Raw genomic sequence first — 23,774 nt, 5'->3', positions numbered from 1 at the left:
TATACTTTCAATACGGTCGTTATTTATTGATTTCTTCTTCCAATTCTGGTGGACAACCTGCTAATTTACAGGGCATTTGGAATGAAAAGATGTTTCCATCTTGGGATAGTAAATATACTATCAACATCAATACGCAGATGAATTATTGGCCTGCTGAAAAAACTAATTTATCTGAAATGCACGAGCCTTTGTTTAAGATGATTAAAGAATTGTCAGAAACGGGACAGGAAACAGCCAGAACGATGTATGGTTCAAGAGGCTGGGTAGCACACCACAATACAGATTTGTGGAGAATAACAGGCCCAGTTGACCGTATTTTTTGGGGTGTTTGGAGCATGGGTGGTGCTTGGTTATGTCAGCATTTGTGGGAACGTTATCTTTATACGGGCGACAAAGGATATCTAGCTGAAATTTACCCCATTTTAAAAGGCGGAGCTTTATTCTTTGTAGATGATTTGGTGGAAGATCCTCGTAATAAGTACCTGGTGATAAACCCAGGAACTTCTCCAGAAAATGCTCCTGCTGCTCATCAAGGTTCTTCTTTTGATGCTGGTGTGACGATGGACAATCAGATTGTATTTGATATGTTAAGTGTGACAATACGTGCGGCTGAAATATTAAAAAAAGATGATAAATTGGTGGATACGCTTAAAACTGTTCGTAATCGCTTATCGCCTATGCGTATTGGTCAGCATAACCAAGTACAAGAATGGATGGAAGATATAGATGACCCGAACGATAAGCACCGTCATATTTCTCATTTATATGGGTTGTTCCCTTCAAGTCAGATTTCGCCATATCGTACTCCTGAGTTATTTGTAGGAGCAGGCAATACGCTTAATCAACGTGGGGATATTTCAACTGGGTGGAGTATGGGTTGGAAAGTAAACTGGTGGGCAAGGATGTTAGACGGAAACCATGCCCATAAATTGATTCAAAACCAATTATCACCCTTAGGGGTGAATGCAGCTGGTGGGGGTACTTATCCCAATTTGTTTGATGCTCACGCACCTTTTCAAATAGATGGAAACTTTGGCTGTACTTCGGGCATTGCCGAAATGTTAGTGCAGAGTTATGATGGAGCTATTTATTTACTACCTGCTTTACCCGATTTCTGGAAAGAAAAAGGAAGTATTACAGGCTTAAAAACACGTGGTGGTTTTGAGATTGTAAAAATGACTTGGAAAAATGGGAAAATAAAAAGTCTACAAATCAAATCAACCATTGGCGGGAATTGTCGTTTGCGGACTGTTACGGCATTAAAAACTAAAAGTGTTAATTTACAAGTTGCCAAAGGAGAAAATAGTAATCCTTTATTTGTAACGGAAATAACTGAAAAACCTATTATTTCACCAAAAGCAACCATTGAACTTCCAGAAATCACTCCGACTTTCTTATATGATTTTACCACTCAAAAAGGTAAAACTTACACATTTGAAGTTTTATGATTTTAAAGTAAAATCATAAAACTAAGTAGCTAAAATGGCCTAAATGTCAGTGTTTGATGTTTAGGCTATTTTTTGCCTTCGCCATCTTATTAGTATATGTTTGTCAGTAATTACTTTTAGTATTATTGTAACATATTATTAAAATCTTGAATATTAATTAACATTTCACATGAAGAAAATCTTCTCCTTCTTATTTGTTAATATCCTATTACTTTCTGCCATTCAAGCACAAATTCGTTTGCCTAACGTATTGGGCAGTAACATGGTTTTGCAAGCCAATAAACCTATTACGATTTGGGGATGGAGTAGCCCACAGAAAACTATATCTATACAATTTGGGACACAACAATCTGTAGCACATGCAGATGAAAAGGGGGTTTGGAAAACTACCTTACAAGCCGAAAAGCCTTCTTTTGAACCTAGAACATTGATTATTTCGGGCGATTCTACCATTTTATTAAACAATATTTTGGTTGGTGAGGTATGGTTATGTTCGGGGCAATCGAACATGGAATACCCTATGAGCTTATTGAAAAATTATGCAAAGCCTCAGAAAGGTATTGATAGTTCGGCGATTGATTTAACCAAGCAATATTCTAGTATCAGATTACTGACGGTTGATAAAAAAGTTAACTTGACAGATATCAGTACAAAGGGCTGGTCGGAAGCAGCAGGGGAACCTATGGGAAAAGCTTCGGCAATAGGATTTTATTTTGCTAAACAATTACAAAATACCCTCAATGTGCCAGTTGGAATTATTAGCTGTTCTTGGGGTGGTAGTCGTATTGAACCATGGACACCCCTTGAAAGTTACCAGTCTTCTCCCTTTTTTGCCAAAGACTTAGGCGAAACTAGTAAAATAGATGGTTCAGATATTGGAAAAAACTATGAAAGTATGATTGCACCATTGGCACCTTTTAGTATCAAAGGTATATTATGGTATCAGGGTGAATCCAATTGTATGCTCAACGAGACTTTGCGTTATACCGAAAAGTCTAAACTACTGATTGATGCTTGGCGCAACAAATGGGCTGACGCTTCCCTCCCATTCTATTTTGTGCAGATTGCCCCATATTATTATAGCAAACGTAAAGACAAAATAAGTCACACGAACGAAACACTCCCTAAGTTTTGGGAAGCTCAAGCATTAACGCTTAAAATTCCAAATACTGGGATGGTTGTAGTAACCGACTTGGTAGATAACCTTGCTGACATACATCCTTCGTACAAATGGGAAGTAGGCAAAAGACTATCAGCCATTGCTTTAGCTAAAGACTATGGACAAAAAGGCATTCCTTACAAAAACCCTCACTACAAAAAAATGAAGGTCAAAAAGGGAAAGATTATCCTTCGTTTTGACGAGGTACAATCTTTTAAAACAAATGATGGAAAAGAGCCTAATTGGTTTCAGATTGCAGGCGTGGATGGGACATTTTTAAAGGCTAAAGCTGAAATACAAGGCAACAAAATCATTGTTTCAAATACTGAAATTACCAAACCTAAATATGTCCGTTTTGCTTGGGACGAAACTGCGATGCCCAATTTAGTAAATGAGTCCAATTTACCTGTTGTTCCTTTTAGGACAAATGGGTTAGATTGGAAACATTAAACTATAACTTAGCTAATAATTAGCCACAGATACTTATCACAAATAATCAAATTAGATATTTGATTTATAGACTATTATAAATATAAATACATAATAATACAATTGTACTTTTTAAATAATCTTCTCTACAATAGTTTTCAATAAAAATAGGGACACACAATGTGTTGTCCCTATTAAAAGAAATATAATATATAAGTAATATTTTACCAGCCTGTATTCTGTACAAGATTAGTGTTTAATTGTAGTTGTTGTGATGGAAGTGGCAATAGATAATGCTTTTCTTGCCATACTCTACTCGATTCTAAACGATAATTACCATTGACAACATTATTTTTAATACCTGACCAATAAGTCTCATAAGCTGTACCAGTCCACGTAATTCCTTCAATTGGCTTGGGCATTTCTACTTCCGCCGTTTTCCAGCGAATCAAATCATCTCTTCTAAATCCTTCTAAATATAACTCAATCGTTCTCTCTCTTCTAATTTCTGTTCTTAAATCAAGTCCATTAGCTTGCACGAAGCCATTGCTTAATTTTGGCATCGTTTTGTTTACACGATTACGAACCAAATTAAGCGACTTGTCTAAATCAACATCTGATATTGCTTCGTTTCTTTCATACACTGCTTCAGCATAGTTTAATAATACCTCAGCATATCTGATTACGGGATAGTCATACCCCTCTTGATTATCATCTAAACGTCTTTCTGTACAAAACTTTTGGTTTCCGTATCCAGAAGCAGTATTTGATTTATGCTTTCCACGTGATAAAGCAAGTTCAGCAGCATCACCTTTCCAGTTTGTTCTAGCGCCCGGATTCTCGTTGTCAAAATAATAATTGCCATCAAGCATCATATTATATTTCATACGGTTATCTCTGTTTTGGTATTCAGAAGTAGTCGTGGCGAATCCCTTAAACAATGGCGATTTTTCAATAGGTAAACCGTCTTTGCTAAGATACATGGTAGCGAATTTACGAGTAACCCATACAACATTGTTTAACAATGTGTGAGTAACATTAAAACGTATTTGACGTGTGGCAAAATCATATCTATTTGCTAGGATATACTCTTTATTAGCTGCTTTAGTAATGTTTGCTGGGTTTGACTGCTGGTTCTCCAAAATAAACAGATATTTTTGTGCAGAGTCTCCTAAGGCAACAGGTGCAAACAATTCATATTGAACACTTTTGATAACTTCGTCAGAATTAGCAATGGCTTTATCCAATAAAGTATTCGCGCGTGTTGTATTTCCTCTTGACTTCTGCCATGTCCCTTCATATAAGGCTACTCTTCCTAAAAAAGCTTGTGCCGCTCCTTTGCTTATTCTTCCTTTATCAGTGGTTGCAATAGCACTTTCTGTTGGTAGTATGGCTATGGCCGCTTCTAAATCCTGCACAATAAAATCTACTACTTCATCTCTGGTATTTCTTGGATTAGTAAGCTCTTGTGAAGTAGTTGTCAATAATTTTGAAACGATTGGTACTCCTCCAAATTGCTGTAATAAATCGAAATAGATGTATGCTCTAAAAAACTTTGCTTCGGCTATATATTTCTGTATTTCAGCAGGTTGACTATAGGTGGTTGCTTTATCCAATAAATAATTAGTAGCACGAATCCTTGCATAAGCAGTATTCCAATTACCATCAGATGCTGGAATAGTATTTGAACCATTGCTATAAACAGAACCACCTGTTACATAAACGATATCACTACGACGGTCTGAATGTGGATTATCATTAATTACATCAGTAAAAGTGCGTAAATATGTATAAAATTCATTAGCAGCTAGTTTAAACTGATCGGCAGTTTTCCAATAATCTGCATCAGAAATCTCATTGATAGGTTTCATATCAACCAAACTATTACAGCTAACGTTGGTTAGTAATAGTCCTGCTAGTGCTATTTTTAAATATCTATTGTTAAATTTCATTTCCTTATTAATTTTAAAATTCTCAATGATTGTAATTGTACATAATGAAATATCAGCTATTAAAGTCTTAAAATGTTAAGTTAACACCAAAAGTAAAGTAGCGATAAAATGGATAACGTTGACTGGTTGTACTTACGTTTAGGTTATCAGAATCACCAGCATTTGAAACTGTTCTTGGTGCTTCTGGATCCCAACCATCCTTAATTTTTGAGAATTCAAATAAATCATTTCCTGAAAAGTAAACTCTTAAGCGTTCAATTTTAGCTTTCTGAGTTATGCTTTTTGGAATAGTATAACCTATTACTATATTTTTCAATCTTAAATAAGAGCCATCTTCAGCTACCCAGTTAGAAGGAAAATAGTTGTAGTTATTGATTGTTCCAGTACTCGAAATACGAGGCAAAGTAGCGTCTGTCCTAGTTGGTGTCCACCATTGGTCTTGGAAAGCCGCATTCTGAGCTTGGAAAATTACAGCCGCTGGAATACGCCAGTTACCGTCACGAACGATTGTTCTTTTACCTACTCCTTGGAATATAAAATTCACATCAAAGCCTTTATATTCAATACCACCGTTAAATGAATATGATAAACGAGGTCTGTCTGTTCCTAAAAAAACCGCATCTTCTGGGAACGTAATTTTTCCATCGCCATTTACATCTTTGTACATATTATCACCCAAGGCCAATTTATTATTAGCTTGAGCGGTTTCTGCACCTGCTGGCATACCGATATTATTTCCAGTAATGTATTTTCTATAATTGGCTAATTGCTCTGCTGTTTGAATACGTCCATCATACACTAAACCAAAATATGAATCAATTGGGTAACCTTCAACGGCACTATTGAAACCTCTGTTGGCACTACTGATAATATTTTGTCCACCAAAATTCACTAACTTATTTTGATTATCTGAAATATTCCCCCCAATACGGTACGAGAAATCCCCAATTTTATCTCTCCAGTTCAAAGAAAAATCCCACCCCCAAACAGATAAATCACCATTATTCCCTTTAGGAGCTGAGGCACCAATCACAGCTGAATAAGTTCTACTTAATAACATATTATTATTTCTTTTCCAGAAATATTCAAATGTTCCTGATAGTTTTCTATTCAACAAAGTAAAATCAAGTCCTATGTTTTTAGACTCCAACCTTTCCCATGTACGGTCATAAGCTACCAATGTACCTGTAGGTGCAACACGCACTACTGGGCTAGTACCAATAATTGGGTAGTTTGCATCAGTAGAAGATGTTGAATATGCTAAGTTCAAAAATTGAATATAGTCATAGTTATCAATTCCACTTTGATTACCCATTATACCATACGAACCTCTTAGTTTTAATTCATCAAATATGCCTAAATCCTTCATAAAGGTTTCTTCACTCAAACGCCATCCTCCAGAAATACCATAAAATAATTTCCAACGATCTTGTGCACGGAATTTTGAAGAACCATCATAACGTGCATTAGCCTCTACAAAGTATTTATCTGCATAGTTATAGTTCAAACGACCAAAATATCCCGCCAATGCTGTATGAAATTGTGTTTCTTGGACTGTTTTTGAAGTCCCATCACCTGTACTTAGCGATAACGACGGTGGTACATTAGCTAACACATCAAAGGTTTTAGCGATATAGATATTTTTCTCAAAACGCTCAAACTGAGCTCCTACGACTCCTTTGATGTTATGTTTATCTCCAATTTGTTTATCATATTCTAAATATCCATTCAAGTTATAATTAGCTTCTTGTCTGGTAGAGCGTTGATAAAAGCTACGTGTAGGTAATGTTGAAAGTAAAATATCACCTGCATAATTATACCAAGGAATCGCATTTCCTAAAGTTCTAATATCTGTATTGAACAAATAATATCCAGCAAAACCTACTGCCTTGAATGATGGTGAAAAGTTATACGTTAAATTTAAATTCGTATTTAAACGATTATTGTACTCATCATTATCTCCACCTAAACTCGCAATCTGGTTTACAGAGGCATTGCCTAAACCTGAGCCCCAAATATATGGCTTTCCAGTCAATCCTAGTCCACTTAAGGGCTTACCCGGCTGATTACCGTTATTTACAATATCTCCAAGGTAAGTAGGTTGTGTAATATCTTGTTTTTCAAAAGAGATATTGGTCTCCATCCTTAGTTTACTAGTAAACTGATAATCATGAGCCATACGGAAGTTATAACGCTTGGCTGAATTATTTCCAACTTTCAATAAACTTCCGTCGTCTAAATATCCTAATGAGATACGGTATCCTGCTTTTTCTGTTCTGCCAGAGATACTCAACTGATGTTCTGAAGAACGAGCATTTCCCCACAACATATCTTGTTCTGTTCCATTAAAAAAGGTAAAATCTTTAACATCCGAGAATAAACTTGCTCCATTCGGACTCAAAGCATCATATTCTGCTTTCGTAAGCCATTGTTTACCAGCGGCCAATGCTAACATTGATACATTACCGTAATTATACCAAATATCGGTAGGTGCAAATCCATCTGCGGTTCTGGCTTCTTTCATCATTGGTCCCCAACCATTGATATCAATTAGTTTTGGTAACAGACCTACTTTTTTGAAGGAAGTAGAAGCATTATATTCGATAGTCATTTTGCCAGACTTTCCTCTCTTAGTAGTAATCAAAACAACACCGCCAGCCGCTCTTGACCCATAAATAGCCGCAGCTCCATCTTTCAAAAATGAGATATTTTCAATATCATTCGGGTTAAAAGAATTCAAAGCACTTACATTTGGCACAGGAACACCATCTACAATGACCAATGGTTCTGTAGCATTGGCTGATGAAGCACCACGAATTTGGAAATTCCAACCCTCACGACCAGCCTGTGCCGAACTACGGGTTACGGTAACACCAGCAACTTGTCCTTGTAAAGCTGCTAATGGACTTGACACTGGGCCTCTATCTTTAAAAGTAGCTGCATTAACAGTTGACACAGACCCTGTTAACGTCGCTTTTTTTGCTGTACCATACCCCACTACGACTACCTCTTCCAGTGATTTAACATCGTTAGCTAGCGTCACGTCAATGTTTATACGTTTCCCAACAACAATCTCTTTTTTCTCAAAACCAACAGAAGAAAATATCAAAACTGTCTTCTCATCAGGTACTGAAATAGTATAATTACCCAATGCATCAGAGGAAGTTCCTTTTTGCGTTCCTTTAATGGAGACATTGGCACCGGGTATCCCCTCTCCTTTCTCATCAGTTATTTTTCCTTTTACTAACTGTTCTGCTTGAATTAATTCAGTACTTAAATTTTCGATTGTGCTAATACTAGCAATCGACTTCAAGCCTCTTTTTAATATAATTCTGTTTCCTGCTAATTCATAATCTATTTTTAACGGACTTAATAGTCTGTCTAATACTTTATTGAGCTTTTCGTTTTCAGCATTAAATGATATTTTCTGTTTACCATCAAAAATTTGATGGTTGTACATAAACTGTACTTCAGAAGCTTTCTCGATTGTATGTAAAATAGACTCAATATTCTGATTATATAATTGCACTGAAACTTTGCGTTCAAGTATTTCCTGAGCGATTGTCTTATGAGCTTGTGCGATGGTTGTGAATACAATCGCCATAAGTACTTGATACAGACTTATTCGCATGATTTTTAAAATTGTTTTTTGAAATAGTAATCTGTTTTTCATACATTTGTTTGTTTTGTCATTGTTTTGATTTGGCAAAATTCTCCCAGTCACCCATTTATATGGGTGTAATCTTAGCCAACAGATTTTTGGGGTTCACAAGGCGAGAGTGTTGCAGCACTTTCGCCTTATTTTTCAATAAGTTTTTTCTTTGATTGGGCTATTTCATCATACATTTTATTGGGTTAATTTAAATACATCCTTTGCTATAAATTATTATTTGTGCATCGATAACTTCGTACCTAGCATCTATTGTTTTACAAATCAAAAGTAGTTTTTCAAACAATGGTTCATCAGCCAACGAGGCCGTTAAATAGCAATTCTTCATTACATCTTTATCAAACATTACTTTCAATCCATACGATTCTTCTAACTTTTTAAATACATCTGCAATGGGCGTATGGTCAAACTCAAACAAGTTTTTTTGAATTGGCATCGCTAAAATCTCAGGATTTTCTACCGTCGAACGTTGCATTCTTTTATCTACTTCGTCAAAAACCACTTGCTGATTTGGTGTAAGGACTAAACCATCTAATTGTGTTTGAGTTTGTTGCTTATTCAGGTTTTCTTCTGTTCTTTCAAATACTGAAACTCTACCAGTTTTTACAATAACTTTTACTTTTTTGGAAATTTTATCGTTTTTAACCGAAAAACTTGTTCCCAATACTTTAGTTACTAAATCATTGGCAAATACATAAAATGGTTTTTGTGGGTCTTTTGCAATTTCAAAAAATGCCTCTCCTTCTAAATATACTTCTCTTTTTTCCTTCGCAAATGTCTTTGGATAACTAATCTTACTTTCATTTTGCAGGATTACAATACTACCATCTGCCAATGCTACCGTTACTTGATGCCCTGTATAGTTTTCTTTTTCTATCAAATCGTTATTGACTAATACTGTTTTATTTGAATGGAATAACATATCACCATACCGCATATTTCCTGTTTGTTTTACAAACCACCAAAATCCGCCTAATAACATCGCTACAGATGCCGCTACATAAAAAAACCGTCTGTTGAATAAAAATGTCTTCAATTTTGATTGAGCATCTTCCTTTTCATCCAGTTTAAATTCAAGTTTTTCTAATTCTTCTTGTAATTCATCATCTGATATTTGATTAAAGGCATTGGTAATTGATAATAATATATTTTTGCTATTTTCAATGTCTTCTCTTTTTTCTGGATTGTTGTCTATCCAATTCTCCCAAAATATTGTATCGTAATCATTTCCTTCCAACACCCATCTTCTGAATGACGCGTCAGAAGCAAAATCTTCTGGTCTATAGTTTTTATAATGCTGCATAGGAATTATTGCACTTTATTTGGTTTCATGATAAAGATGTAGAAGGATAAATTATATACCCTTTTTATGAAATAATATTTTAAAATATTTATAACATGTTCTTTTCTAGGTCTACATGCTTGTTTGTTTATAACAAACTATACTGTAAATAGAGCATTGGGTTCATTGTGGACCCAATGCTCTCATACTAATACCAATATTAGAAGTGAGACAAATTGAATGTCTTTACATGTATCTTTTAATATTATACTCCACTCGCCTTTTACCTTCAATAAGGGTGTTGTTTTATTGTTTTTCAGTATCTCCAAGATAACAATACATCTGTAGCGATTTTTAAAAGAGACAATTTGAATGCATAAACGAGACAAATTGAATTAATTCAAATCCAGAAAGATATTACAAGCGAGACTTTTTGAATGTATTTTTACGAATTCTAAGCGAAAGAAATGGCTGCAAAGAGAGACAATTTGAATTAATTTTAAAGTAGTTCAAATAGATTTACTAAACTCTGAAGCGAGACAATTTGAATGAATAGCTAACTATTTATTAGTCAGCAAAGTGAGACTTTTTGAATGCATTCAAAGTAGATTTCAGGAGTCACAAACGAGACAATTTGAATGAATACAAGTCATTTTAATAAAATCCTCTTGTTAACCAACAGAGACTTTTTGAATTAATTAAAGTTCCTTTGAATAGACTACTTATACTAAGAAACGAGACAAATTGAATTAATTTTAAAAATAGGAGTGATATTATTCGAGTCTTAAAGAGAGACAAATTGAATTAATTTCGAATCTATTTATTGATTATGAAACAAAAGCAAAAACATAGGCTTATTCTGACCAATATTTGTGATTAAAACAAATTAAAAAATCAAAGTAGGTATCTTAAAGTTCAAAATCATACGTTTTTTAGCTTTAAGTCTTGTTTTAAATAAAAAACTTTTAAAATAAATATCAAAAAATAACAATTCATCAACTTTATTTTCTTTGTTGTTTTTATTCTTTAAATATATTTTAAATATTTTAGGCATCGTAACTGTTTGATTTTTAATATATTATAGCTGTATAATGAGACAATTTGAATGCACACTAGAGACAATCTGAATGCATAAGTGAGACAAATTGAATGTAGACTAGAGACAATCTGAATGCATAAGCGAGACAAATTGAATGCAGACTAGAGACAAATTGAATGTTTAGTCTCAAATTGTAGATAAATATATATTTTAAGAATTTTGTTGGTTATCATTGAAGTGTTAAATTGCAAGAGATTATTAAAATTTAGAAGTCTCTTTCCTCTGTTGATATCTATGTTTCAGTGTAGCTATGGGAAATAAAAAAACGGATAAAGTTGCTAATGCAATGGCAGCCGTATCGCAATCGCCCTTCAAATTAGTAAAAAGTAATCCTGTAATCAATGCTCGATATGATTTGAGTACGATACAGGTTAAAATACTTTTGCACATGATTTCAAAGATAGACCATACCAAAGATAGACTAGATACCATCACTATTTCTGTACAAGAGTTTAAAAAGATAACAGGAATCAGTACAACCGCTATCTATTCAAGGATTAATATTGAACTAGATAATTTTCTGAAAAAAACCATTTATAACAAATTTGATGGTGGTTTAATTAATACTACCATCATAGCTGGTTATACGTACAACAATGGTCTGGGAAAGTTCAATATAGACTTTTCTCCTACCTTAACGCCCTATTTATTACAACTCAAGACTAATTTCACTGTCATTGATATTCGGTCGCTTTTACAATTAAAAAGTATTTATGCCATCAGGTTTTATGAATTTTGTAAAGAATCTGAAAGATTAGGGACTTTTAAATTTGAAGTTGAAAAGCTGAAAGATATTCTTGGGCTAGGTGATCGTTATGCCAAATATACTGATTTTAGAAAAAGAGTAATTAATGTAGCCCAAAAGGAATTGCAGGAAACCAGCGATTTGTATTTTACTTATGAAGAAAAGAAAAAAGCCAATACTGTGGTATTGTTAGTTTTTACGATTCATAGAAACGACAATATCGCTGTGCCAAACGATGATGGAAGTATTATAGAAGCTACTTTTGAAGTCGTAAATGAGCATAAAAAGAAGTCGGCTGAAAACAAAGACCTCAGTGAAATTTTGAAATTAGTTGGAGAACATGGTGCATCTGAAGATTTGATTCTGAAATGGTTACAAGCATATCCATTGGAGACTATTAAAGAAACAATTGCTTATGCTTTTGCAGAAGCAAAAGGAGGAAAGACTATCCGAAATATTGTTGGTTATATTATCCAATTACTTGAAGACGATAAATTTGCTGAATTATTAAAAGAAAAAGAAAGTAAACAAAAAGAGGAAAGAGAGAAAAAGAGAAAAGCGCATTTAGAAAAAGCCCGAGAAGAAGGCTTGAATATGAATGTATTTAATCTTAAAAAGAAATATCATACCTATTGCCAGAATAGAATTATTGAATTGCTGAAAACAGATGAAAGTTGCTACCAATATGTAGTGAACAAATTAAGCACTTCATTAGAGACTCAATTCCCATTTGAATCGTTTAAAAAATATTATAGCAATACTGTTTCGGTTGAGAATATTATTCAATACTTAGACATTAATCCATCTTTTAACGGAGCTATTATCTCAATAGTAGAAAGTGCTTATAGACAACAGATTCACGCTCATTCTGACGCAATAGCCTTACAAAAAGAGGGAAAGAAAATAGGAATAAACCTGTTGTAAAAACAATTAAATCCAACGTGATTAATCGTCTATTACTTGATTGACGTATATTTAAGTGCGTTATATTTATCTTTCTTTTCATCCCTAATTATTGAGAATAGAAGATGAATTACTTACGTTTTAACATGATTTTAAATGTTTTTTAGACAATGTATAATTTAATTGGATTATTATACATTGTTTTGTTGCATATTTGTTACATAAATAATAGATTTGTAACAAATATGTGATAAAATCCTAAATCATTTAGAAATGCTTACACAAGAAAATGCTTTAAAATTCTTTAGACATAATCCTGCGTTGTCGATAGCAGGAATAGAAAAAGAAGCATCCTTACCTTCTGGTACATTACGACAGGCGGTGGCTGGAAATCGTAAATTAAATGAAAACCATTTAGTTGCTTTAGAAGGGGTTCTGATGAAATATGGCTACTCTAAAGATTTATATCAAAAAGCCAGAGTAGTTTCAGTAGTAAATCATAAAGGTGGAGTGGGCAAAACCACTACAGTTTCATGTTTAGGCGAAGCTATGGCAAATAAAGGTTTCAAGGTATTAATGATTGATTTAGACCCACAAGGGAATTTATCTCAAATCTTAGGAATTGAAAACCCAGAGGTACAGGTAGCAGATTCATTGATTAATGATGCTGAGTTTCCAGTAGTTGAGATACAAGAAAATCTATATCTTTCGCCATCGGACATTGATTTAGCCAAAGCAGAATACGAATTAATATTATTAACAGGAGGAGATTTGCGTTTAAAAAACCGTATTATTCCCTTATTAAGCGAGTTTGACTATGTATTGATTGATTGTCCACCATCGTTGGGTAAACTTACAGTATCTGCCATGTATGCCTCTGACGCTTGTTTAGTGACGATGCTTCCCGAAATGGCGGCGATGAAAGGAGTGAATACATTATTGGATAAAGTACATGATGTAAAGAAAAACCTTAATCCAATGTTGGACATAGACGGCTTGGTTTTTACGATGGTAAAGAAGAACTCGGTTCATGATAATATCAAAGAAGCCGTTCGAGAAAATTTACCAATTAGAATTTTCAAAACAGAAATCAAACATTTGGTTGATTTCCAGAAAGCACAGGTAATGTTGAACACTATCTCAAAATTCTCTGGTACTTCTGAAGCCGCCAAATTGTATGCTGATTTCTGCAATGAATATATTGAATACCTTCAATTGGTTAAATAAGAGGAAAGATGAAAAAACTAGATTTAGGAAAAGCCATTGCTGCGACAACAAAAAGTACGTTTGTTAATAATAAATTGATATCTGATGAACAGGTAAAAAAGAACATAGAAATTCTGGAAGAACTAAGAGTATTTATTCCTCCTTTGGGGGCGGAAGAGTTTTCTTTGTTAGAACAAAATATCATCAAAAATGGCTGTCGTGATGCTTTGACACTTTGGGAAACCAAGCGAAGTGCGATTGAAGCAGGAGCAGCATACCCAGATGAACCAATTTATGTATTGGTAGATGGGCATAACCGTTTTCAGATTTGTAAAAAGAACAATTTAAATTTCAGTGTGCAATTGATGCCTTTCAATTCCAAAGAGGAAGTGAAAGATTACATGATTGATTTACAACTAGGAAGAAGAAACCTGAGTCCGGAACAAGTATCTTATTTCAGAGGACTAAGGTTTTTGAATGAAAAAACAGGTCCCGGCAAGTATGATAGAACAGGGCATTGGGTCCACAATGAACCCAATGCTCATGCACCAGAAAAAGGCAGAACTGTTGAGAAATTAGCGAAAGAATATAAGGTAGGGACTTCTACCATTAAGAGAGATGCGCAATTTGCTGAGGGATTGTCCAAAGTAGAACCTACCTTGAGAAATGAAATTTTGACAGGCAAAAGAAAGATTGATAAAAAGGTTATTCAAACACTAGGGAGAATTACGGATGATATTGAGCCTATTACTACCATAGTAGATATTGAAAAAGTGGTTGAAGCAAGTGGTTTAGGCTATAAACCAGTGGCTAAAAATAGTAAGCCTGAGGTAAATTATGAGGGATTAAGTGTTTGGACAAATAACCTTACAGAACAAACAGAGAAAGTATATACAACCAGAAGCAAAGAAGACTTTGAAGGGCTTAAAAGATTATTAGATGAATACGGTGCTTTTTTAGGGATCCTATAATTCAGTTTTTGAATAAAAGGGTAGGGGAGAGGATAACCATTAGGAGCATTTCCTATAAAAAACCTGATGTAACCAACATCAGGTTTTTTATAGGAGTACCTAACAATTCAATATCATTTTTGTGTTAATATGTATTCAGAAACAAGAATCAGTTACGAAAGACTTTTTAATTCAGCAGATTTTGATAATTTTTGTAACTCAATTCAACATTCCACTTTCTAATGTGTTAAAATTATGAACTATGTAGTAATGAAAGGTAGTACAAGTCAAGGGGGAAATATGCTTTCTGAAAAGGAAATAAGACAAATTAATGGTGATGCGAATAGGTTAAATCATTCGTTGAGCCCTGAGATGCATGAAAAACTTAATAAAATTTTAGCTGATGAAGAAGTAGCAAATTTCTTTTATGCTAAACTTTATACTACTGCCCTACAACTACTTTTTAATACAACCAAAATTAGTGAAGACCGTAATACACCCTTGAAAATGCAAGATGTATTAGAGCCACTTGGGATAAAATATTTTCAATACAAAGCATTGTTGCAAGGCAAAGGAAAAGCAAGTACCTTAAATCAACTTATTCATGCCTTGGCTTTGCAGGGAATCGAATATAGTAAACTATTACATTCTGAAGCATTGATTGAAATGGCTGATGATTATATGACACACATATTAGGGAAATAAAGCTATTGATAACGACCTCTATTCTTGCATTAGTACAACTCCACTCTTTTTGACATACCTCCTTTACAGTATTATTTAACTAAATACTTTCAAAAAATAGGGTATGCAGTCCTTCCTTTTCCTTCTTTAATTCAAATTTATTAGATTAAGTACATATTTAATGTTTGTTATTAAAGAATGCTTAATCGATTTAGCTCTTACAAGAAAAAATACTAAATCAAACGTGCTAGACTAATTAGGTAAAGTCTAGTGGCATAACTAATGAAAAATATATTCGTAGTCTTAATTCTTTTTGTTGCATCGTATTATCAATTAATAGCAGGCTCAGGAACTTTATTTGAAAATATTGGGAAAGGTGATTTCTCTGATTGGAAGGGCGTATCAGTGGTTGATAAAGATAGAGTCGTTGCGTTAACAAACAATAGTATTACGTATCGTTATGTCGATGGCAAACGCTATAACAAAGGATTTAGAAGAATAGATGAAGGAGTAAAAAACTATACACCTTATTATGGGATTAGGTTTTGGATATATTTGGAAAAAGACGAGCATACAAGCCTTCAAGTTACCTTACGTACTGCCAATTATAACAAAGATTATCTACAGCCCGAAATACAAGCAAATGTAGCTATTAACAATAAGGGTTGGCAACAAATAATAATACCCTTCAAAAGCTTTGGGATAAAAAATGCCCAAAGACAAGCCTTTTTACAGGCTGTTAAAGAGGTTAGTATTAAACAAACAAGCTCAAATAATCAGCAAGTCCTTATTAAACAAGTTCAGTTAACACAAGGAGAAGTATTGGCCGTTAGCACAGACATCAAAGGAAAGTCTGGGGCTAAGGGTACAACAGTAAAGTATGAGTTGAATGTTGGCAATACAAGCGATAAAGTACAATCAGTAAATTTGAGGACAAACCAATATGGGTGGGAATCAATGATTACAAGCATTGAACCTGCTGAATTTGAATTAAAGCCTGCTGAAAGTAAAAATTGCATAGTAACCGTTAAAATAGCTGACAGAGTGCCAGCAGGAGGGAGGGAAAAGCAAAATATCGTAATAATGGCAAATGGAAGGCAATTGCCTGATGCGAGTATTGAGCTAATTACGGCATCAACATTGCCTAGTCCGAATATTCTTCATACTGCCGACCGCTGGCAAGTAGTGAGAGATAAAGTAATGAATTATGATTGGGCTAAAAAGGAAAAAGATAAATACATTCAATTAGCAGATAAATGGATAGTACCTGCCTTGGCTACTGAACTGACTAACGACAATGCAGATAAAGGAATGCAGTTGTTTCAAACACAGGAAGAATATAACTTAATGGCATCTGGCATAGCTTATCAATTGACAGGAGATAAAAAGTATGCTGAAAATATAGCCGTTTTTATGCGTCGATTAAGCGACCCAATTATGGGATATTCAAGTACGTTTAGGGGTTGTCATCAATCATTTGTACAAGAAGGACATTTCTTTCAGCATATTGCCATGGCTTATGATATGGTTAAGACAGCCAATGTATTTAGCCAGACAGATGAACAAAATATTGAATATACCTTTAGGCTATTTATTGAAACTGTTCAACTAGATATGCGTCAGGGGGCTATTAATAACTGGAAGCTGAGTGAGATGTGCGGTGCATTATATTGTGCTTTGGCTATTCAGGACTGGCATTTGGTGGAAGATATATTTTATAGCCCAAGTGCTATTGTTGATCATCTTGCTCATGGTGTGATGAATGATGGTTGGTGGTATGAATGCTCTGTAGGCTATAATGTTTGGTGTGCAACTGAGTTTTCGCAAGTAGCATTAGCGCTAGCACCTTGGGGAATTAATTTCAAAGATATGCAAGTGCCTATCGGTACTACGCCTTACTATTCATTAATGCCCGGGGCTATTAAAGGCACAGGGAAAAATGGAATAAATTTTGACAAGTGGGGGCCTATTAAAAAGAATAGTATCTGCCTAAAAGATATGTGGGATGCCATCCCAAAATTTGCTGATTATAGAGGTGTAATGTTTGGCGTAAACGATGCGCAGGAAACAATGGTGGGTGGTGAAGGATATGACCTTGCTTATTACCTCTTTCACGACCCAGAATATGCTGCTATTGTAAAACGAGGTACGACCAGAGATTTATTATATGGTGTTGCTGGCCTTCCTGAAACTAATTCAGTATTAGATAAACAATCTGCCTATGCAGATAACATGGGTATTGTGATGCTACGTTCTCAGAAAGAAGGTCGTCCAATAAACGAACAGATACAAGCATCCTTGCATTACGGAACACATGGTGGTGCTCATGGACACTTTGACCGAACGGGCTTGTTAAGCATGTCACGTTATGGCCGTAGCTTTTTTAATCCCGAAATGGTTTGGTATGGTTATCCTTCGTATATGTACAAGTTTTATGTTCAGACTTCTCTGTCTAAAAATATGGTAGTGGTTGACCAGAAGATGCAAGAGGCAACCGAAAGTTTCCAAAAACTTTTTTATACTGGAAAAATGATGCAGGCTAGTCTGGTAGAAACAAAATCTCGTTGGAGTAATCCGCCGTATGGTGGGATGATGTATGATTGGGCAGGCAATATATCTTTTGCTGAAAAAACTTGGCAAGAAGGACAATCCATTTTTGTACCTCAAAAAACACCTGAATATGGGCAAGTGACTGGACATACTGAACCAATCCAACAGCAACGGTTAATGGTAATGACCGATGACTATATCGTATTAGCTGATTATTTGAAAGGTGAACAAGAACATACCTATGACTGTCTTTTTCAAATGAAAGGTTTTCAAGGTTTAGAAGCCACGAATAAAAAGTTTATAAAACATGACACTCAGATGAATACTGACCCGCTGGGAAGCGCTCAGTTTATTACTGATTGTAATTGGTGGGCGGTCAATGGGACATCTAAAGCTAGTTTTTTTACTTGTTGGGGTAAAGACTGCGACAATACAGGTACACGAGTTCCTTTTAGTGCCGACGGTGATTTGAAAATAGATGTTTTTTCGGCTTGGCCACAACAAAAAGAATTGATGATTGGTACTGCTGCCGAGGCACATCCTGTGGCTAAGCAAGTTCATTTTGCTATTCGTTCGGGAGGTAAAACATTACAGGAAGGTAAAACAGGAACGTGGGTATTAGGGGCTGTTGAGATTAATCAAGCCATAGACAATCTCAAGGAATTGGAATTAGTGACAACAACCTCTTCTGATAAAACTAATACACTTTTTTGGGGAAATGCCCGTATTGTCCTGAAAAATGGGAAAGAAATACTGATTTCCTCTCTACCACAAAAAAAGAAGAATATACAAACGCCAGCACTGGAAGGAAAAGATTATTATGGAGGTCCGATAAAAATTGCAGGGAATGTTATAGAAACGGCTTTACCAGCTATGCCAACCAGTACTAAAGACACTGCCATTACTGTAATAGACTTATCAGGCGTAAAAGCAGTTGCTTTTAAAGCCATTCTAGGAGGGGACTATCCTTTAGGAAATGAAGATGCTAGACGCAAAACGTATTCATCAAGAAGCCAAGGGAAAGAAGCCAATTTTCTCACAGTTGTAGAGCCTTATGAAAAACAATCTGTTATCAAGAAAGTAGAGGCATTGACGAGCAACAAAGTGCGTGTTGAACTTAAAGATGGTCGAGTACAGGAAATAACGATTGATAAATTGAATGGGAGTAATCCTAAAATAAATATCGTGGAAATACTGAATGATAAGGTACTGAGAACGGAAACGAGTAATTAAACAATCTAATTAGTAAAGTTTTAAAAATAATCATCAAGAATGAAGAACGTATTCATATTGATTTTGTGCATCATTTCTTTGACGGTCAAAGCACAGGTTTGGCAATGGTCTGTCCCAGTACAAGGAATTGTTCACCCTGAAACAAATAGCAATCCACAGGCTTTTCTTTGGATTCCTGAAAACTGTAAGCAGGTAAAAGGCGTAATACTTTGTATGCACAATATGGTGGAAGAAGGAATGCTTGAAAATGCCAACTTCCGAAAAACGATGGCTGAAATTGGCTTTGCTGAAGTATGGGTAACACCGGGATTAGACATTACTTTCGATTTCCATAAAGGCATACAAGACCGTTTTCAAACCATGATGAACGACCTTGCTGAGGTATCGGGATACACAGAACTAGCTACTGCACCCATAGTGCCTATGGGGCATTCTGCCTTGGCAAGTTATCCTTGGAATTTTGGTGCTTGGAATCCAAATCGCACTTTGGCTATTGTATCGATTCATGGAGATACGCCTTTGACGAATTTAACGGGTAGTGGTAAACCAAATCCTGATTGGGGAAATCGTACTATTGAAGGCATTCCTGGACTATTTGTAATGGGAGAATTTGAATGGTGGGAAAACAGACTAAAGCCTGGATTTGATTATGTAGCTAAACATCCAAAAGCACCCATTTCATTTTTTGCCGATGCTGGTCACGGACATTTTGATTATAGCGATGCGATGGTCAATTATGTAGCAATGTTTATCAAAAAAGCAGCTATATACCGCTTGCCCAAAAACAATAATAAAACGCTTATACCCATAGACCCTGCCCAAGGCTGGCTGATGGATAGATGGCGGAAAGACAGCCTTGCCACAGCGAAACCTAATGTATATACGCGATATCAAGGAAATCGTTATGAAGCATCTTGGTGTTTTGATAAAGAAATGGCAGATAAAACAGAAAAATTTTATGCTAAAGCTCGCAATAAAAAGAATCAATATATTGGTTTTGTACAAAATGGAACTGTTTTAAAACCAGTTAAAACGCATGCTAACTATCAGTTAAAATTTATGCCTTTGGCAGATGGCATTAGTTTCAGATTGAATGCCTTTTTCGCCGATACTTCTCGGATAAAGCCTGTCGCTGACTTTGCTACAACCAAACTCGTAATAGATCGTATTTGTGGACCCGTTAAAAAACTAGACGATTCCACTTTTCAATTGAGTTTTTATAGAATGGGTTTTAATAATCCTAAGCGGAGTAATGATATTTGGTTATTGGCTCATAATGAGGGTGATGTGAGATATAAGTCTACCGTTCAGCAATTAGATATGCGTTTTCCTTTGAAAAATACTGAAGGTATTGCTCAGCATATTGACTTCAAACCCATCAAGAACCAAAAGCTTGGTGTGAAAAGTATTGTGTTGGAGGCTACTTCAGATAGTAATTTACCTGTTAAGTTTTATATAAAAGAAGGACCAGTGTATATTAAAGATAATCACATTGTTTTTACTAAAATACCTCCTAAAACCAAACTGCCTATGAAAGTAACCATTGTTGCTTGGCAATATGGTATTATTGGAAAAGTACAAACTGCTGAGCCAGTTGAACAGGTTTTTTATCTAGAAAAATAATAGGCGTTCAACCTCAAGTATTGCTAGAGCTTATAAATACGTCAATCGTTAAAAAACAGAGCATGAAATATCCTCAATCGCTAATATTCAGTTTAATAATTTGTCTATTATCAAATATTACTTTAGGCCAGATTGCCTTGCCAAAGCATTATCCTCAGGGGTATCCACGCATACAGGATGATACATTAAGAAACCCGACGAGTAAATTAAAAGTTGAGGTAGATACCTATGTGAATCGTCATCAAAGCGATAGTAGTTGGATAGTTTCTCGTTTACAGATGTATTGGAAAACAAAATCCACAGAAGTATTTATCAAAGGAGGCGTATATGACCATGCCGAAGGAACTGCACCAGTACCAACGGTAAGATTCCCCGGTGCGAGAGATAATACAACCATATTTGGAGCACCCAAACTTGAAGATATTCAGCCTTATATGGATGATGCCAGAGGCGTACTTTTGGTAAACCGTTCGAAAGCCGAACAACCATTAGAATGGGCAGATATTTCAAAAACAGGAAGAACGCTAGAAGCTATCAATACTAATATTATGCAGATAGCGGCTTCAGCAAGCACATTATATCGCAGAACAGGAGAAGAAAAATATGCTCGACTTGCTTTTGATTTATTCGATACTTATATGAATGGCATGTATTATCGCAAAGAACCTCATGATTTAAGCAATGGGCATCATCAAACAATCACAGGGTTATCTACTTTTGAGGTCATCCAAGAAACGGCGATGTTAATCAATCTGACAAAGATTTATGACAATCTATTCAATTATGTTAGTAAAAAAACACCTAAAAAGCTTACAATTTATTCAGACACCTTTCGAAAATGGGCTGATTTGCAGATTAAAAATGGCGTAGCCTATAATAACTGGGATTTAATTCAGGCCAAGAATATTCTTGAAATAGCTTTTATTTTAGATGAAAATAAAGGCTATGACGATGCTAAGGGAAGTCAATATTATTTGAATCAAGTATTGAATGTAGACTCTGAACGTCAATGGTCAATTGCTAAAGTATTAAAATTAGGGTATGATGAAAACACAGGTATCTGGAATGAATCTCCAGGCTATTCTGCGGGCGTTTTACACGATTTTGTTGGGTTTGTAGATTGGTTCGATAAACACTATGATTATGATATTTTACCAGAATTACCTGTTATTGAAAAAGCTGTTTTAGCAGAAGCACAATATCTTTTTCCGAATGGTTATACTACTGCTTTTGGCGACTCTCATTATCATGCTGTAAGTCTTGAAGCTGCCGAAAGAATGGTAGAAAATGCTAAAAAATATCATAAGCCTGCCAACGTAAAAGCGTATTCAGCATTTATTCAAGCATTGAATAGACATAAAACTATGGCAGGCTTGAATCATAATAATGACAGTAAGGAAACGACCCTTAGTAATGCTGACATTAGCACTTTTGCTACACCCATTTTCTCAGCACCATCGGTTAGTTATTTTGCTCAACGGAATGGCATGAACCCTAAGAATGGCTTGATGGTGGCAATGGCTGGGTCTAAGGGAAATCACATGCACGCTAATGGAATTTCGATGGAGATTTACGGTAAAGGAATTATTCTGGGGCCAGAGAGTGGGATAGGGACAAGTTATTTTCAACAAGATTATGCTGAATATTATTCTCAGTTTCCTGCTCATAATACGGTCGCTGTTGATGGTATATCGGCTTATCCAGTCATGAAAAGCAATCATGGTTTTGATGTGTTTAGTTCGTATCCTGCTTCAAATCAGAAGGACGGTTATTTCAGTGCAATTACTTTTGGCGAATTATATTTTTTAGAACCTGAATCTCAATCAGACCAAAACCGCTTAACGAGTATTATTCGTACAAGCGATTCTACAGCTTATTATGTTGATATTTTTCGTTCAAAAAAGCAGAAGGGTGGTGATAAAATGCACGATTATTTTTATCATAACTTAGGTCATGAACTCGTATTAACTTCTACTAAAGGAACTCCATTAACGCTGACTGAAACGCCTAAATTATCATTTGCAGGAGGACATCTATTTGCTTATGATTATTTCTGGAATAAAAAATCGGTAGTCACTTCGGAAGATTTTAATGCTACGTTTAAACTAAAAGTTAAAGACCGTGAGGACGTGTTGATGAATGTATGGATGAAAGGTTCTCCCAATCGTGAAATCTTCTCGGTAAAAGCCCCTCCCGCTAAAACATTTAGAGGAAATATGATGATTCCAGATAGTATTGCAGCCTTATCAATGCCTACTTTAGTGGCTCGCCAGTCGGGAGAAGCTTGGAATCAACCCTTTGTAGCAGTTTATGAACCATCGACTTCCAAATCTCCTCGTTCAATAAAATCTATCGAAAGTTTTAATCCGAATAATGCACCCGCTGACTTTGTAGGGTTGACGATTGAGAGTAATACAGGGGCTAAGGAATTGGTATTCTCTAATGCAACAGGAAAGGCTGTGACGCATGGTAATATTAAAACGGAAGCCGTTTATGCGATTGTAAGTACAAAGGCAGAAGGTTTTAATTATCTGTTTTTAGGAAAAGGAAAGCAAATCGCTTATCAAGCCTATAGCATTAGGGCAAAAGAATTAACCACAGCAGTTTTAGAAAAGAAAGGTAGTCAATTGTTCTTTTCAGCAGAAAAGCCTGTAGAACTAAGTATTCCAGAATCGATAGGGAAAATAAATATAAGTTTAGCACAGCAGGGAAAAATATTGCTGATTAAAGGAAAAAAAGGAATAGAAAACGGCAAAAAGGTTATCGTTTTTCAGATGCCTTCCTGTGATTATAATGAAATCTTGATAAGGTAAATATTTATTCCTGCAAATTCAAAATTAT

The 23,774-nt window shown here is 35.2% G+C and carries 13 protein-coding genes; 9 read left to right on the top strand and 4 right to left on the bottom strand.

The features are described 5' to 3' along the window. Both J2Y60_RS12445 and J2Y60_RS12440 read left to right on the top strand, forming a co-directional pair. The coding region (locus tag J2Y60_RS12445; protein WP_409014225.1) for a glycosyl hydrolase family 95 catalytic domain-containing protein at positions 1-1,448 on the top strand (1,448 nt) is incomplete at its 5' end. Positions 1,449-1,617: 169 nt separating this feature from the next. After that, positions 1,618-3,057, top strand: a complete 1,440-nt coding sequence (locus tag J2Y60_RS12440; RefSeq protein WP_309918460.1) for a sialate O-acetylesterase — start codon at positions 1,618-1,620, stop codon at positions 3,055-3,057. A gap of 203 nt (positions 3,058-3,260) precedes the next feature. Here J2Y60_RS12440 and J2Y60_RS12435 read toward each other — a convergent pair whose 3' ends face one another. The 4 genes from J2Y60_RS12435 to J2Y60_RS12420 all read right to left on the bottom strand — a co-directional run bounded on the left by J2Y60_RS12435 (position 3,261) and on the right by J2Y60_RS12420 (position 10,994). Beyond that, a complete protein-coding gene (locus J2Y60_RS12435) occupies positions 3,261-4,988 on the bottom strand; it encodes a RagB/SusD family nutrient uptake outer membrane protein (RefSeq protein ID WP_309918457.1) in 1,728 nt (575 codons plus the stop codon). A gap of 67 nt (positions 4,989-5,055) precedes the next feature. Beyond that, on the bottom strand, positions 5,056-8,661 hold the full coding sequence (locus tag J2Y60_RS12430; protein WP_309918454.1) for a TonB-dependent receptor: 3,606 nt from the start codon (positions 8,659-8,661) through the stop codon (positions 5,056-5,058). 187 nt (positions 8,662-8,848) lie between these two features. Next, positions 8,849-9,961 carry a FecR domain-containing protein gene (locus J2Y60_RS12425; RefSeq protein WP_309918450.1) on the bottom strand — a complete coding sequence of 371 codons (1,113 nt, stop codon included), beginning with the start codon at positions 9,959-9,961 and terminating at the stop codon, positions 8,849-8,851. Positions 9,962-10,826: 865 nt separating this feature from the next. Further along, positions 10,827-10,994, bottom strand: a complete 168-nt coding sequence (locus J2Y60_RS12420; RefSeq protein ID WP_309994650.1) for a hypothetical protein — start codon at positions 10,992-10,994, stop codon at positions 10,827-10,829. A 295-nt stretch (positions 10,995-11,289) separates the two neighbouring features. Between J2Y60_RS12420 and J2Y60_RS12415 the strand changes: the two genes are divergently transcribed. The 7 genes from J2Y60_RS12415 (at position 11,290) to J2Y60_RS12385 (ending at position 23,746) form a co-directional block, all read left to right on the top strand. Continuing rightward, on the top strand, positions 11,290-12,708 hold the full coding sequence (locus J2Y60_RS12415) for a replication initiation protein (RefSeq protein WP_309918446.1): 1,419 nt from the start codon (positions 11,290-11,292) through the stop codon (positions 12,706-12,708). Between the two features lie 252 nt (positions 12,709-12,960). Then, positions 12,961-13,914 (top strand): AAA family ATPase, encoded by a 954-nt coding sequence (locus J2Y60_RS12410; RefSeq protein ID WP_309918443.1) that lies wholly within the window; start codon positions 12,961-12,963, stop codon positions 13,912-13,914. 8 nt (positions 13,915-13,922) lie between these two features. Then, positions 13,923-14,864 (top strand): hypothetical protein, encoded by a 942-nt coding sequence (locus J2Y60_RS12405; RefSeq protein ID WP_309918441.1) that lies wholly within the window; start codon positions 13,923-13,925, stop codon positions 14,862-14,864. A 234-nt stretch (positions 14,865-15,098) separates the two neighbouring features. Continuing rightward, entirely contained in the window at positions 15,099-15,548 is a 450-nt protein-coding gene (locus tag J2Y60_RS12400) for a hypothetical protein (RefSeq protein ID WP_309918438.1), read from the top strand. A gap of 261 nt (positions 15,549-15,809) precedes the next feature. After that, the gene (locus J2Y60_RS12395) at positions 15,810-19,310 is read left to right on the top strand and encodes an alginate lyase family protein (RefSeq protein WP_309918435.1); all 3,501 of its coding nucleotides are present in this window, start codon (positions 15,810-15,812) and stop codon (positions 19,308-19,310) included. A 39-nt stretch (positions 19,311-19,349) separates the two neighbouring features. Next, complete coding sequence (locus J2Y60_RS12390) at positions 19,350-20,933, top strand: hypothetical protein (RefSeq protein ID WP_309918432.1); 1,584 nt, start codon at positions 19,350-19,352, stop codon at positions 20,931-20,933. 62 nt (positions 20,934-20,995) lie between these two features. Continuing rightward, entirely contained in the window at positions 20,996-23,746 is a 2,751-nt protein-coding gene (locus J2Y60_RS12385; RefSeq protein ID WP_309918430.1) for an alginate lyase family protein, read from the top strand. Positions 23,747-23,774 lie beyond the last annotated feature (28 nt).

The organism is Arcicella sp. BE140, assembly GCF_031456255.1.
Lineage (GTDB): Bacteria > Bacteroidota > Bacteroidia > Cytophagales > Spirosomataceae > Arcicella > Arcicella aquatica.
Note: the sequence above shows the minus strand (reverse complement) of the source record. Positions and strands in the feature narration are given on the sequence as shown.